This is a genomic window from Thalassotalea sp. G20_0 (genome assembly GCF_017744175.1).
Taxonomy (GTDB): Bacteria; Pseudomonadota; Gammaproteobacteria; order Pseudomonadales; family Endozoicomonadaceae; genus Endozoicomonas.
Genome location: NZ_JAGHQV010000007.1, coordinates 17,502 through 31,905, shown reverse-complemented (window position 1 = coordinate 31,905; position 14,404 = coordinate 17,502). Strand labels below are relative to the sequence as shown.

Genomic DNA, 14,404 nt, shown 5'->3' with positions numbered 1-14,404 from the left:
CCCTGAGGAAATTTGCAACCTATGCAACAGCTAAGTAACAAACGCATTGTTCTTGGTGTTACCGGTGGCATTGCTGCTTATAAGAGTGCAGAGCTGATTCGTCTGCTGACCAAACTGGGGGCTGATGTCCGTGTGGTCATGACCAGTGCCGCCTGTGAGTTTATTACCCCGTTAACCCTGCAGGCACTGTCCCACAACCCGGTGCATCTGGATCTGCTCGACACCGGGGCGGAAGCGGCCATGGGGCATATCGAACTGGCCCGCTGGGCGGATGTGGTTCTGATTGCCCCTGCCACGGCTGACTTTATTGCACGACTGGCCGGTGGGCATGCGGATGATCTGTTAACCACCCTGTGCCTGGCCACCAGTGCACCTATCTGTCTGGCACCGGCCATGAACCAGGGGATGTGGCGTGACAGTGTGACCCAGCGAAATTGCGAAGAGCTGCTGGAGCGGAATATCCATTTGTTCGGCCCGGGCGATGGCAGCCAGGCCTGTGGTGATATCGGCCCGGGCAGGATGCTCGACCCTGAGCTGATTGTGGAAAAAACATCGGGGCTGTTCAGCCATGATATTCTCACCGGGGTGAATATCATGATCACCGCTGGCGGTACCCGCGAAGATATTGATCCGGTTCGGTATATTTCCAACCACAGTTCCGGAAAAATGGGCTTTGCCATTGCCGAAGCGGCTGTTGCATCCGGGGCAACGGTTACCCTGATCAGTGGCCCGGTGAATCTGGACACACCGGATCGGGTCAGGCGGGTGGATGTGGTCAGTGCCAGGGATATGCATCAGGCGGTTCATGACCGGATAGCCGGTGTGGATATCTTTATCGGTTGTGCTGCTGTCAGTGACTATCGCCCTGCCGAGGTTGCCAGGGAAAAGATCAAGAAAGACCCTGACAATGGCAGTGAAACCCTGGAGATTAAACTGGTGCGTAACCCCGACATTATTGCTTCGGTCACCGCTTTGGACACACCACCCTTTGTGGTGGGTTTTGCCGCAGAGACGCACAATGTACTGGGCTACGCTGCGGATAAGATGCGCCGCAAGAGGATGAATCTGGTGGTGGCCAATGATGTGGGTGATCGGGAGATTGGCTTCAGCAGTGACAGCAATGAAGTCACTGTCATCGGCGAAGCGCTGGAAGAGCCATTGCCGAGGGCATCGAAAAAAGTGGTGTCCAGCAAGCTGCTGCAAATTGTTGCCCGCCGTTTCAGAAAGTGGAAAAGCCAACAGCCTGTAACTGAGACAGTTGAACAGCCTTGAAAGGCATTTCACGGTAAATACACAGGGAATTAAACGACATGAGAACACTGAAAACCCGTATTCTGGACCCACGGCTGGGCACAGAGTTTCCATTGCCGGAATATGCCACAGAAGGCTCAGCTGGTATTGATCTGCGAGCCTGTCTTGATCAACCGATGACCCTGGAGCCGGGGCAAACCCAGTTGCTGCCTACCGGTATGGCTATCCATATTGAAGACCCGTCCCTGGCGGCGATGATCCTTCCCCGCTCCGGCCTGGGTCATAAGCATGGCATTGTTCTGGGTAACCTTGTTGGACTGATTGACTCTGACTACCAGGGGCAGCTGATGGTCTCCTGCTGGAACCGGGGAAATACCACGTTCACGGTTCAGCCGGGTGAGCGTATTGCCCAGTTAATACTGGTTCCCGTGGTACAGGCCCGACTGGAGATTGTGGAAAACTTTGACGAGAGTGACCGTGGTGCCGGAGGCTTTGGGCACTCCGGAACCCACTGATTACTGCTTTTTAAGAAAGGTATGGCTGAGCCATGCCGCCACCAATAAACCATAACGGACACCATGCTCAATCTGTAAGAGCAATGTGGAGGAGTCATGGATAAGCCTGCTTTATCCTCTCAGGAAATCGCCACGGTTCTGACCGAGGCACTGCCCTATTTGCAACGTTATGCCGGTAAGACCGTTGTCGTTAAATACGGTGGCAATGCCATGGAAAACGACGAACTGAAAAACAGCTTTGCCCAGGGCGTGGTCTTGCTGAAGGCGGTGGGTATTAATCCTGTGGTGGTCCACGGTGGCGGTCCACAGATAGGTGACATGCTGAAACGGCTGAACATCGAAAGCCGGTTTGTCCAGGGCATGCGAGTCACTGACTCCAATACCATGGATGTGGTACAGATGGTATTGGGCGGACTGGTGAACAAGGAGATAGTGACACTTATCAACAACAATGGCGGGCGGGCCGTTGGTGTTACCGGCAAGGATGGTCGGTTTATTCGTGCCAAACGGTTGCTGGTGACCGAGATGACCCCGGAAATAACCGCGCGGGAGATTATTGATATTGGTCAGGTGGGCGAAGTGGAATCCATCGACACCGACATTATCACCATGCTGCAAAACTCCGACTTTATTCCGGTGGTTGCGCCTATCGGGGTGGATGATGCCGGTGCCTCCTACAATATCAACGCCGACCTGGTGGCCGGACGCCTGGCCGAGGAGCTGGTGGCAGAAAAGCTGTTGTTACTGACCAATACTGCAGGCCTGCTGGATAAGGATGGCAACCTGCTGACCGGACTGAACTCAGAGCAGGTCGAAGCATTAATTGCTGACGGAACTATTTATGGCGGTATGCTTCCCAAGATACAATGCGCGCTTAATGCCGTGAAGTGCGGTGTAAAAACAGCGCACATCATTGACGGCCGGGTGCCACATGCCGTTCTGCTTGAGCTGTTAACTGACCGGGGAGTGGGCACCCTGATAACCGGAGATAGTGTTTAGTACTCATAATGGATATGTCTCAGAAAATTTCTCGCAAGCAGCAGATTCTGGAAGCCCTGGCTCATATGCTGGAGACGGCTCCGGGTAACCGGATTACCACCTCGGCCCTGGCCAGAGCGGTGGGTGTTTCCGAAGCGGCCCTGTACCGTCACTTCCCGAGCAAGGCAAAAATGTTTGAAGGGCTGATCGAGTTTATTGAGGAGACGCTGTTTTCCCGAATCTCGTTGATTCTTTCTGACGAGCCTCATGTGAATGCACGATGTGAGAAGATCCTGCTGTTGCTGATTGGCTTCTGTGAGAAAAACCCCGGCTTGACCCGTATCCTGACCGGGGACGCACTGGCTGGCGAGACTGAGCGGTTGCGCCAGCGTGTGACTCAGCTGTTTGACCGTCTGGAGACACAACTGAAGCAGACGTTGCGTGAAGCGGAAATCAAGGAAGGTGTGCGACCCCGCCTGACCGTCAGCGTGACCGCAAATCTGATGCTGGCTGCTGCCGAAGGCCGGATTGCCCAGTATGTTCGCAGTGAATTCAAGCGCAAGCCCACGGAAAACTGGGCGGATCAGTGGCTAATTCTTTCTGCGGCGGCGTTCAGATAAGTTCTGGTTTTCCTGGTGTCTGGCCATGGTCAGGCACCGGATACCTGACCAACTATTTCGTTATGACCGGTATAGTAATCAATATCCTTGATCACGCCTTCGTCAGATGTTTCCAGCAAAATCGGTTGGTGGATCTTAAGAATAGATTTAGCGCCTGCATCACCACTGAGTAATTTCAAATCTGCCTGAAGAGACGCCGGAAATAACACGGGGTGAGCCGGAATGGGATCTTCAGATTGATAGATCGGCCTGATGATTTTATTGAATTCATGTTTTCTAAAACCTGCAATAAGGCGCTGGTAAGTATCAGGTTCGATGTGGGGCATGTCTCCGAGACAGAGAAGGATATTCTGATCGTCAGGAATATGGTCAATGGCGTGCACAATGGATGAACTCATACCTTGTTCAAAATCAGGATTGTCCGTGTAGGAAAGCTGGTATTTATCCAACGCACGTTTAAGGCGGTGATCCTGAGGCCTGACAATAACTAAAACGTGATGAACATGGGGCTGAGCATTCAATGCACTGCGAATGGCCATAGGGATGCCGTTAATATCATGCATCATTTTATGGCCGTTAAATCGCGTACCTTTACCGGCGGCTAAAATAACTGCGGTTATTTTCTCGCCAGTGTTCGATGCTGCAATGCTAACGGATGTCACAGGCGGCCGTCTGACTGATTTGATCTTCTTTCTTTTCCAGTGCCTTACCAGGCTGTATGCCATTTTTAATGGCTGTGATTTCAGCAAGAATAGACAGCGCAATTTCAGCCGGGGATTTACTGCCGATATTTAATCCCACCGGGCCATGGAGTTGGTTAACTTCAGCTTCACTGAAATCAAAGTGTTCCCTGAGGCGGGCGCGACGTTCCTGGTTGTTGAGTTTTGAGCCAAGGGCACCAACATAGAAGGCATCACTTTTTAATGCGGTGAGTAATGCCATGTCGTCTACTTTCGGGTCATGGGCGACGGCGACAATGGCTGTACGAACATCCACGTTTAAATCCTGAATGATATCGTCAGGAAAACCTTGTAGCAGCGGTAAGTCTTTCAAGGGCCAGTTGCTCCGATAATCAGGCCTGGGATCGCTAACCAACACTTCAAACCCAAGGCCCTGGGCAAATTCAGCCAGATATCGGCCAGTTTCACCGGCACCAATCACCATTAATCGCCAGGTTGGGCCAAATACGTTTTGCCAGTGGGTTGGTGACAGCTCGGGTGCCTGTTGCTGCCAGGTAAGATAAGTCACCTGACCCGTTTCAAGGCTTACCTTTCTTAAGCAGGTTTTTCTGGCGGCAATATGATCAATCAGAAATTTAACATCTTTAATGTCATTGAGAGGTTCCGCCATAAGTTCTAAAGCACCGCCGCAAGGTAATCCAAAACGGTGACGCTCTTCGGCCGTTTCTCCGTACATGATTTTTTGTACAAATCTGACCGGATGTTGGGCCAGCTGTTCGATCAAATCTTCTTCAACACAACCGCCACTGACACTGCCAAAAAAACGACCAGAAGAACTTACCGCTAAAAGGGAGCCTACCGGGCGGGGGGAAGTACCCCAGGTTTTAGCCACACTGACGAGTGTAATATTCTCGCCTTGTTCAAGGCAGGATAAACAACCGTTTAATACTTCTAATTGTGAGCCTTGCATATTGTTTTAATTAAACCTTTGCACATAACTGGTCTTCGTCCCTCAGACAGGCTCCCAGGGACGAAGCACCACACTCAAATTAACTCAGTTTAAGAGGCAAGCTTCTTAAACGCTTGCCCGTTGCGGCAAAGATGGCATTGCCCACGGCACCGGCAATGGGTGGTAAACCGGGTTCACCGACACCGGTTGGTGCTTCATCACTTTCTACAATGACTACCTCAATCTCTGGTGATTCATTCATTCGCAGTATCGGGTAATCATGGAAGTTACTTTGCACCACTGCACCGTCTTTAACGGTGATCTCACCGTAAAGGGCAGCGGTTAAGCCAAACAGGATGCCACTTTCCATTTGCTGGATAACGATTTCAGGGTTAACCGCCAAACCGCAATCCAGCACACAGGTCACTTTGTGAACTTTGATTTGACCGTTGTTCACCGATACCTCTGCGATTTGAGTTACGTAAGACAGGAACGAAGCATGAACGGCGACGCCGTGATAGTGTCCTTCAGGTAAAGGTTTTCCCCATCCCGCTTTTTCGGCTGCCAGCTTCAGCGTGTTCGCCAGTCGAGGATTATTTTTTAAGTGTTTCAGGCGATAGGCGACAGGATCCTGTTTTTGCAAAATGGCCACTTCATCCATCATGCTTTCTTTAAAGAAGCCACTGAATGAGTGACCAACACTGCGCCAGAAACCTACCGGTAGTCCCGGATCAACGGTAACGTGGTCAGCGGATTTATGGTTGGCATCATAATCTTCGAATAAGCCTTCTACGGAAGTAGGATCTACCGTCCAGCCGTCAAACAGGCCGTAACCCGCTTTACTGATCCAATCAACCATGCCACCAGGCAGGAATCCCGGCATCATGGCATCGGCCACCTCATCAATGGTATAGGGCAGGATGTTCGGGCCAGAACGCTTAACGTTCCAGCTGTCAATATTACCGTCTTTATCCAGGCCAACCTGAAATTTAGCCATGGACGCAGGACGATAATAATCGCGTTTTGTATCGTCTTCACGGCTCCAGATCAGTTGCACCGGAAGACCGGATGCCTTGGCAATGGAAACGGCTTCTGCAACATAGTCGTTTGATATACGACGTCCGAACCCTCCCCCCAGGAACGTACTATGAACAGTCACATCGTCTTTTGCTACATCACCGTAAAAGGCAGCTAATTTGGCGGCAACACCAGGGTTTTGGCAGCCTGTCCAGATTTCTAATTTATTACCGGTGAATTTCGCCGTGCAATTCATCGGCTCCATTGTGGCGTGGGCCAGGTAGGGAGCCCAATATTCACCGGACACAACCGTATCAGAGGTTTTTAATGCATCACGACCGTTGCCTTCTTCGTGTGCATTATCCGATTCATCGCTATCCAACGCTGCTTTAAATAATTGTTTGCCGTTGCCTGCTTCAGTGGAGTTACTGGAAAAGCCAGACAGAGTCTCCGGTAATTCCCATTGCACGTCCAGCACAGGCAAGGCCGCTTTTGCCTGATAGTAATGATCCGCCACCACGGCCACACCGTTAAAGATGCTGACCACGGCTTTGACGCCGGGCAGGCTTTTCACTTTGCTATCATCAAAGCTTTTCACGGTGCCACCCAATACGGGGCAGCGTTTTAATGCCGCCCGGTGCAGGCCTGCAAACTCCACGTCCAAACCAAATTCCGCTGAGCCTGTGCTTTTCGCTACGGCGTCCAAACGTTTTGAGTGTTTACCAATGTATTTGAAGTCTGCTTTTTTCTTGAGCGGTGTCTCTTCAGGAAGACTCAAATGAGTAGCCACTTTGGTAAAGTCACCGTAAGGCAGTTTTTTACCATTGGCGACAATCATGCCGTTATCCGTTTGAATTTGATCCAGCGGCAGTTGCAGTACTTGTGCGGCCGCCTGTCGAATAACCATACGGACATTTGCCGCCATTTGCCGCAGCGGAATAAAATGCACACGAATGCTGTTGCTACCACCGGTCAGCTGCAGTTTATATTCCGGGTTTGCATATTCTTCGTGAGCACCAACGTTTTTAACATTGATTTTACCCGGATGAACGTCGAGTTCTTCCGCCAGCATGGTGGTCAGGCCCGTGTACACGCCCTGGCCCATTTCGGAACGGGGAAGATAAAAGTAAATGTCATTATTGGCGGTAATTTGCAGCAATGCATTGGGTTGCAAATCACCGTCCATGGCATTGGGGAATTTAACACTGGCGCAGCCCGTCAGTGGAATTCCCACCACTAAACCACCACCGACAATGCCCATTTTTTTGAGAAAGCTGCGGCGGGAGCTGTTTTGTAATGTGTGTTTGTTTTGCGTTAGTGGTTGTTCAGTGACGCTCATGATTGCACCTCCTGTGTCTCCGGTGATGCAGTTGCCGTTGGATCAAATACCTGAACCGCTTGCAAACGGCCTTTGCCATTTCTTAAATCTGCCGCTGCATTTTTGATGGCTTTTTTCACATTGGGATAGGTGCCGCATCGGCAGATATTGCCGCTCATGGCGATGTCGATATCGCTGTCACTGGGGTTGTTGTTCTGGCTCAGCAATGCGGTAGCACTGATGATTTGCCCACTTTGGCAATAGCCACATTGTGGAACGTCGGCTTCAACCCAGGCGTTCTGCAAAGTGGACATCATTTGTGGGTTACCAAGGCCTTCAATGGTGGTGATATGTCGATTGGCCACGGCTTGAACCGGCATGATGCAGGTTCGGGTACTCACACCATCGATTAACATGCTACAGGCACCACATAAGCCCATACCGCAACCGAATTTTGTGCCTTTCATGGTCAAATGTTCACGAACCACCCAGAGCAACGGTGTATCTCCCGGTGCGTCGACATTTACCGTTTGTCCATTTAACTTAAAGCTAATCACGTGTGCCTCCCCCGGCAGTGTCAGTTTCTTATTTGGCGCTAAAAACTCATCAAAATATTTTTTAATCCGAAGACATTTGTCGTCAGTTTTTTTATATTCGTACATACCCTGCGCCGCAGCCTGATTGGCTACGGTCGCAGATAGCATTCCTGTAAAAACAGTAGGAATGCCAATTTAAGTCTTATACCCCATAGGCATCTCTATAGGCTTTAATTTCCGGCGCGTATCGACGGATTTCCGGATGATGTTCACTATACTCAAGCAAGTCAGACAGGGAAACAATACTCAACACCGGAATATTGAAATCACGCTCCACTTCCTGGATGGCAGAAAGCTCTTTTAGCGTAGCGGACTCCCCCTGCCCTTTTTCCTGACGATCCATGGCGACCACAACGGCGGCAGGTGTCGCGTCCGTTTGCTCAATAATGGTCATCACTTCACGAATCGCTGTGCCTGCCGTGATAACATCATCAACAATCACGACCCGCCCTTCCAGGGGCGCACCGACAATATTCCCTCCTTCACCATGATCTTTGGCCTCCTTGCGATTGAAGCACCACGGCACATTCCGGTTATGCTTTTCGAACAATGCGACGGCGGTCGTAGTAGCCAATGGGATGCCTTTGTAGGCAGGCCCAAACAGCAGGTCAAATTCAAGCCCGGCATTGACCATGGCTGAGGCATAAAACTGACCGAGTTTGCTGATGGCTTCACCACTGTGGAATAACCCGGCATTAAAGAAGTAAGGAGATTTTCTTCCGGACTTCAGGGTGAACTCACCAAAACGGAGCACCTGCTGCTCAATGGCGAAATCCAGAAATTCTTTTTGGTACTGATGCATCGGGAGGGTCCTGTTTGCTATATGCCCGTAGTGCCGGACTCAAGAGCTGATCTTATACCAATATATGACCCTAAATCCCCTGTGTGAGGTGTTATTTCAGAGATATTGTGCAATTTATAATATTGGTTGCATCCCGGTCAGCAGGTGTGAAATTACGGAAACCGACAGATGTCACTTCGTCAGAACTGCAGGCTGCTGTAGAAGAGACCGGATTTATGCGGATAAACATACGGGAGGCGACCGGTTATCATTTGTCCGATATAATCCATAAATTTCTGTGTTCAACCGTACCATAAGAATGTTAATCATGCCTTATAATAGGGGTGAGGGCTCTTACCAACTCTGTCGTACAGTTGATGCAGGGTTAATCCCGGTTGAGTAACTGTATCCTTGAAAAGCTTAGACTTTAGCCGTCGTTCATCCTGATCAAAGCAACTGCTGCTCAGGCTGAGATTTGCTCAAATGGTTTTGCAGGTCTTCAGTTTCTGTTTTTCCGGTTACTGTCTTGCCGAGGTAACAAGCTTAATGCCAGAGCGTGTAAACGGCCTGGTAAGGTGTATTCGATGAGAGTTATCAGTTTAAATTGCGAAGGCATTAAAAACGCACGGGAAAAAGGCCTGTTTGACTGGCTTCTGGAGCAGGATGCTGACCTTATCTGTCTGCAGGATACTCGTGAAGACGAGCAGGTGATTGAGGATCAGTATTTTCTTGATGGCTACTTTGGTTATGCTTTCAGTGGTTACAACAGGGTTGAGCGAGGTGGTGTAGCCATCTATACCCGTCATGCTCCCAAGGCTATTATCAGTGGCCTTGGTATTCCTGAGGTTGATGAAACCGGCCGTTACCTTCAGGCAGACTTTGACAAGATCAGTCTTGTCAGCCTGTACGTACCGGAAGGTGACAGTGAAGAAAACCTGAATTTCAAGTACCGTTTCCTGGATGGCTATTCGCACCACTTAAGCAAACAACGTCGTAAGCGTCGCGAGTTCCTTATGTGTGGCACCTGGAACATTGCACACCGCAAGATTGATGTTGCTAACTGGCGTGATGCCCAGGAGGTCTCAGGTTTCAATCAGGCCGAGCGTGGCTGGATGGAAGGTTTGCTGGGTGATATGGGCTTCTTTGATGCCTATCGTGAGGTTGACCGGGAAGCGGGCAAATACAGCTGGTGGCAAGATGAGTATCTGCGCCATGACAATGTTGGCATGCGCATTGATTACCAGATTATCACTCCGGGCATGCGTCACCGCGTGCTGAATGGTGGTATCTACAAGGGGCAGGTCTTCTCATCCCATGCACCGGTCATCATTGATTATGACTGGGAGCTGGGGTTCTGACTATTTCCTGTTCCGGGACCTGATTAATCGTTTTGTTCCCGGATAGGAGCATCACTGAAGAAGGAGAGAGTCAACAACGTTGGCAACCTCCTTTTTTCACTTTTACTGAAAAAGAATAAAGTTTCTGATTTGAGTAATCACTCTACAGTGTGTCGATTTGTCGTCCATTGTATGGAACTTTTTAATAGACGCACGGTCAATGGTACAGTAAAAAAATTGCTGACAGGTTAATTCAGGAGTGCCGGATGCCGTGAATATTCTGACCAAACCCGCTCAATCATTCTGTTCTGTCGTCCAGACTCGGGATATAGCCACACAAACAGAAAAAAGTGCTATCAATCACCTTGGAAAGGAGGTGAAACTTATTGCTCCCCGTTATTTGTATAACAGCTGTTTTCCTTACCAAAGAACGAAAGTATGCCAGGATGAGTTGTCCCGAAAAATCAAAATTATCAGAACAAATGCGTCATTGATTAATTTTCCATTGATTGAGACTGCCTTACTGGCTAAATATGGCTTGTCCAAATGCATTGCCAAAGAGCAAGGCAAAAGATTTATTGCCGAATGTGCCATCGCCACTGCCATTAATGTGCAAATGCCTATCGGTAAAACGGAGGGCAGACTGGAAGGAGGAGATCTTCAATATTTGGGTGAGTGTATTAACAGCCTGGAAACTCTGATGGTAGAGGGGTGGAATTTAGAAGCATCGAAACGTCTGAAGAAAAACCTGGTTTATGAAAAAACGCGAATCACCATTCCGTACGAAAACCTGAACAGTGACCGGAAAGATGCGGTCAAGAACTATATTCTGAAAAACCGGACACTCTTTGTTAACGATGCAGCAACTGAAAAAACAACTCAAGCCCTCAACCTGTTCAGACATCAGTTAGCCTATCAGAATGCTCTGGGTCTATACCCCCGGACACCCCAACTATTCGACCTGAGTTCCCCACAAACAATCATCGATATTGAGGCTAACAGAGTGTTTCCGGGGGATGAATCCGGCGTACAGGAAATCCGGGGTGTCCTGCAGGCAAAAATGACCCGGGTGCTGGCACAAATGACCGACCCTGACTCAGAGCTGGTCAGTATGATGCTGGAGGATAAACGCGCTGCTGGCACTCTGGCAGATGGCGACAAACAAATCCTCAGAGCAGCGTTGACCCGTCACCACGCACAAATGCCCATACCTGGCCCTGAGGCATGTCTGTTTTATTTGCAGTTTGCATTTGAGTTCAGGGCGAGTCTGATGTCTTCAGGCCTGGATCCAGAAGCGCTGTCTTCGGTAATTGTTGGCTGCCTGAATATGCATCAACTTAGACGGAATCAGAAAATCCAACAGGTGGAGATCTCCTGGGAAAGTTTATTGCATGCCTGGTCGCAAAGCAGCAGGATCTTATCAGTTTTATCGTACATAAAAACATCAGACGACATGGAATCATTGGTCAAAGAGTGTGGTAAACAACTGACGTATGTACCGGATACAAACTTTTTCAGGATGATTAATAACCCATGGGTTTGTGAGAAATTAAAGATTACCCCCCAATACGCCCCGGAGTATCACCAGAATAACCAACCTGGCAGCAGTTCAGGCCCGGGCTTTATAGCTAGCTCAGGCAACGGTACGCGAAAACGACCAGCAAATAGCGATGATACTGTTCCGCACTCCAGTAAAATGGCCCGCCCGACAGAGTAAACAGAACATTGGGTACTTTGTCGTAAAATGAGTGTTCGTGAAGTTGATTCAGGCTCTAAAGAACCGCAATTCATCAATTAATAAGAAAAGATTAATGTACTGTTATTTTCTGATGAAGTTTTGGATCATCTGGATACATTCATCGGTTCTTTTTTCAATATCAGTACTTTCCATCATCAGGATCTTTTTTTCAGATATTCCGGGATCGACGGTGTTGCACAGTACCCACTGATCAATATCTTTCTGAAAAATGATATCGTCACTGCGAATGCCATCACTCGCCAGTGCAAATTTTCCTGTTGGCAGATAGCAGTAAGCATCAATTTTCTGGCTAATGGCGTTGGCCAGCTTGAGCATATAAGGGCTGATAGGGGTATCGCATATTTTCAGCCAATATCGATGGTAGGCAAGTAATGAGGGAGGACCTGTATCGATAATGCCATGACCTTGCAGATTCTCTGTCCACTCAAGCATGGCACCCAGTGCCGATCCCGCCATGGCCGTGGAAGTAACCTGACGGATTGCCTGATCTTCAACTATTGCGTCACGGGGCGTCTTATACTTCAGATGTTTTGCGATTTTTCGGTAATAGTCGGTGAATACCGACCACTCACTCCCAAGCTCTTTTACGAGAGCGTTACAGAGTGTTGTTTTACCCGTTCCATGGGAACCAATAAGTGAAATAATCATACTGCTGACCTGTTACAGAGTAAGAACCCGGCATATAGCCGGGTTCTATTAAAAATAGCTCAAGCAAAAGGACAGGTAGTAAAGTGTCATTCTGCTAACGCTTTTTTCTGTAACTCAATAATTTCCTCAATACCGGATCGTGCCAAGGCCATCATGGCCAGCATTTCATTCTGGCTGAAAGGGGCTGCTTCTGCCGTTCCCTGGACCTCGATAAAGCCGCCAGCATCGGTCATCACCACGTTCATGTCCGTTTCGGCACTGGAGTCCTCAGGATAATCAAGGTCAAGAACCGGGCTGCCTTTGTAGATTCCCACGGAAACGGCGGCAATCATGTGCAGGAAAGGATCACTTTTGACCATCTTCTTCTCCTGCATATAGCGCAGTGCATCCACCAGTGCCACAGAGGCTCCGGTAATTGAGGCTGTGCGTGTGCCACCGTCGGCCTGAATCACATCACAGTCAATATTAATGGTGTTTTCCCCGAGCTTTTTCATGTCTACCGCCGCACGCAAGGCACGGCCGATCAGGCGTTGAATCTCCAGCGTCCTGCCACCCTGCTTGCCCCTGGAGGCTTCCCTTCCCATTCGTTCCGTGGTGGACCTGGGTAGCATGCCGTACTCGGCGGTGATCCAGCCCTGGCCGGTTCCTTTGAGAAACCGGGGTACACCGCGTTCTACCGATGCGGTACAGATGACTTTGGTATCGCCAAACTCAACGAGCACAGATCCTTCTGCGTGTTTGGTATAGTTGCGGGTGATGTTTACATCACGTAATTGGTCTGCCGTTCTTCCGCTAGGGCGCATTTGGGTTACCTTGGTATGTCTGAAAAAACGTGAGCACTGCAAAATTTGCGGAATTATAACTGTTCAGTGGGTTTTCGGGAAAATAGAGTTTGAATAATCAGCTCTCTTTGTTGATGCTGCGTTATTAAATCAATGACATACGCCCAAGTGGTCAGTATTTTTAGAACTATAGTTTTTCCAAAATCTTATCTCATCGGTTTATTTTGTGGATAAACTTCTGAAATAATGAGTGTTTATTAGCCCACCGATTAAAGAGTATTTCATGACTTCCAGCATGACTGCATTCGCCCGTGTTCAGATACAGGAGGATTGGGGAAGCCTGGTATGGGAGATTCGATCCGTTAACCACCGTTACCTTGAGCCCCACTTCCGTCTCATGGAACAGGCACGGGAGATCGAGCCAGCGTTGAGAGAATTGATTCGCAAGCAACTGAAGCGAGGTAAGGTTGAATGCAGCCTGAAATTTCAGCTGGTTGAGAAAGAGCAGGTGCTGGACCTGAATCTTGCCCTGCTGGAAAAGCTGCAACTGGCCGTGCGTGAGGTTGAGGCCCATTTTTCCCGTGTTGCACCGGTCAATCCTCTTGAGGTTCTGCTGTGGCCCGGCGTGCAGAGCAATGAAGAGACGGCAATGGCCGTTGTTCATCGGGCTGCCATAAAAGGGTTCAACACAGCGCTTATTCAACTGAATGAGATGAGACAGCGGGAAGGTCAGGAGCTGCAGTCTTTCATTGAGGCCCGTTTGGATAAAATGGGGGATGAGGTGCTGCGGCTTCGTGGGCTGCTGCCGGAAATTCTGCAAAGCCAGCGTGAAAAAATCCTTGATCGACTTGCTGAAGCCAGACAGGAGCTAAATCCGGAGAGGCTGGAGCAGGAAATGGTGATACTGGCTCAGAAGATGGATGTCGATGAAGAGCTGGATCGTCTGGAAACGCATATAGCTGAAGTGCGCCGAACACTGAAAAACCCCGGGCAGGGAGCGGTCGGACGGCGATTGGATTTTCTGATGCAGGAACTCAACCGGGAGGCAAATACCCTGTCGTCCAAGTCCATTCATGCTGGCCTTACCCAGACTGCTGTAAACCTCAAGGTCCTGATCGAGCAAATGCGCGAGCAGGTCCAGAATATTGAATAGGAAACCCTATTTAATCAAGA

Annotated in this window: 14 protein-coding genes; 7 read left to right on the top strand and 7 right to left on the bottom strand. The window is 49.4% G+C overall.

The window, feature by feature from the left end:
• Window positions 1-21: 21 nt before the first annotated feature.
• The 4 genes from coaBC (at window position 22) to slmA (ending at window position 3,364) form a co-directional block, all read left to right on the top strand.
• Complete coding sequence (coaBC, locus tag J7438_RS05880; RefSeq protein WP_209200436.1) at window positions 22-1,272, top strand: bifunctional phosphopantothenoylcysteine decarboxylase/phosphopantothenate--cysteine ligase CoaBC; 1,251 nt, start codon at window positions 22-24, stop codon at window positions 1,270-1,272.
• Window positions 1,273-1,310: 38 nt separating this feature from the next.
• Window positions 1,311-1,766 (top strand): dUTP diphosphatase, encoded by a 456-nt coding sequence (gene dut, locus J7438_RS05875; RefSeq protein WP_209200437.1) that lies wholly within the window; start codon window positions 1,311-1,313, stop codon window positions 1,764-1,766.
• A gap of 96 nt (window positions 1,767-1,862) precedes the next feature.
• The gene (gene argB / locus J7438_RS05870) at window positions 1,863-2,765 is read left to right on the top strand and encodes an acetylglutamate kinase (protein WP_209200438.1); all 903 of its coding nucleotides are present in this window, start codon (window positions 1,863-1,865) and stop codon (window positions 2,763-2,765) included.
• An 8-nt stretch (window positions 2,766-2,773) separates the two neighbouring features.
• Entirely contained in the window at window positions 2,774-3,364 is a 591-nt protein-coding gene (gene slmA / locus J7438_RS05865) for a nucleoid occlusion factor SlmA (protein ID WP_209200439.1), read from the top strand.
• A 29-nt stretch (window positions 3,365-3,393) separates the two neighbouring features.
• On the opposite strand, the gene J7438_RS05860 is transcribed toward slmA, so the two are convergent.
• From J7438_RS05860 to pyrE, 5 genes are all read right to left on the bottom strand, one after another.
• Entirely contained in the window at window positions 3,394-4,026 is a 633-nt protein-coding gene (locus J7438_RS05860; RefSeq protein WP_209200440.1) for a nucleotidyltransferase family protein, read from the bottom strand.
• Window positions 4,013-5,014: an XdhC family protein gene (locus J7438_RS05855; protein ID WP_209275802.1), complete on the bottom strand. Its 1,002-nt coding sequence runs from the start codon at window positions 5,012-5,014 to the stop codon at window positions 4,013-4,015. The genes J7438_RS05860 and J7438_RS05855 overlap by 14 nt, the downstream gene beginning before the upstream one ends.
• A gap of 79 nt (window positions 5,015-5,093) precedes the next feature.
• Entirely contained in the window at window positions 5,094-7,349 is a 2,256-nt protein-coding gene (locus tag J7438_RS05850; protein WP_209275801.1) for a xanthine dehydrogenase family protein molybdopterin-binding subunit, read from the bottom strand.
• Window positions 7,346-7,885, bottom strand: coding sequence for a (2Fe-2S)-binding protein (locus J7438_RS05845; RefSeq protein WP_163372303.1), 540 nt, complete (start codon window positions 7,883-7,885; stop codon window positions 7,346-7,348). The genes J7438_RS05850 and J7438_RS05845 overlap by 4 nt, the downstream gene beginning before the upstream one ends.
• Before the next feature lie 181 nt (window positions 7,886-8,066).
• On the bottom strand, window positions 8,067-8,726 hold the full coding sequence (pyrE, locus tag J7438_RS05840; protein ID WP_209275800.1) for an orotate phosphoribosyltransferase: 660 nt from the start codon (window positions 8,724-8,726) through the stop codon (window positions 8,067-8,069).
• Window positions 8,727-9,289: 563 nt separating this feature from the next.
• Between pyrE and J7438_RS05835 the strand changes: the two genes are divergently transcribed.
• Together J7438_RS05835 and J7438_RS05830 are read left to right on the top strand one after the other, a co-directional pair.
• The gene (locus tag J7438_RS05835; RefSeq protein WP_209200444.1) at window positions 9,290-10,063 is read left to right on the top strand and encodes an exodeoxyribonuclease III; all 774 of its coding nucleotides are present in this window, start codon (window positions 9,290-9,292) and stop codon (window positions 10,061-10,063) included.
• Window positions 10,064-10,532: 469 nt separating this feature from the next.
• The gene (locus J7438_RS05830; protein WP_209275799.1) at window positions 10,533-11,759 is read left to right on the top strand and encodes a hypothetical protein; all 1,227 of its coding nucleotides are present in this window, start codon (window positions 10,533-10,535) and stop codon (window positions 11,757-11,759) included.
• Window positions 11,760-11,861: 102 nt separating this feature from the next.
• Here J7438_RS05830 and J7438_RS05825 read toward each other — a convergent pair whose 3' ends face one another.
• Together J7438_RS05825 and rph are read right to left on the bottom strand one after the other, a co-directional pair.
• On the bottom strand, window positions 11,862-12,449 hold the full coding sequence (locus tag J7438_RS05825) for an AAA family ATPase (RefSeq protein ID WP_209200446.1): 588 nt from the start codon (window positions 12,447-12,449) through the stop codon (window positions 11,862-11,864).
• Between the two features lie 86 nt (window positions 12,450-12,535).
• Window positions 12,536-13,252: a ribonuclease PH gene (rph, locus tag J7438_RS05820; protein WP_209275798.1), complete on the bottom strand. Its 717-nt coding sequence runs from the start codon at window positions 13,250-13,252 to the stop codon at window positions 12,536-12,538.
• 262 nt (window positions 13,253-13,514) lie between these two features.
• Here rph and J7438_RS05815 point away from each other — a divergent pair, with 262 nt between their 5' ends.
• A complete protein-coding gene (locus tag J7438_RS05815) occupies window positions 13,515-14,384 on the top strand; it encodes a YicC/YloC family endoribonuclease (RefSeq protein WP_209275899.1) in 870 nt (289 codons plus the stop codon).
• Window positions 14,385-14,404: the final 20 nt, after the last annotated feature.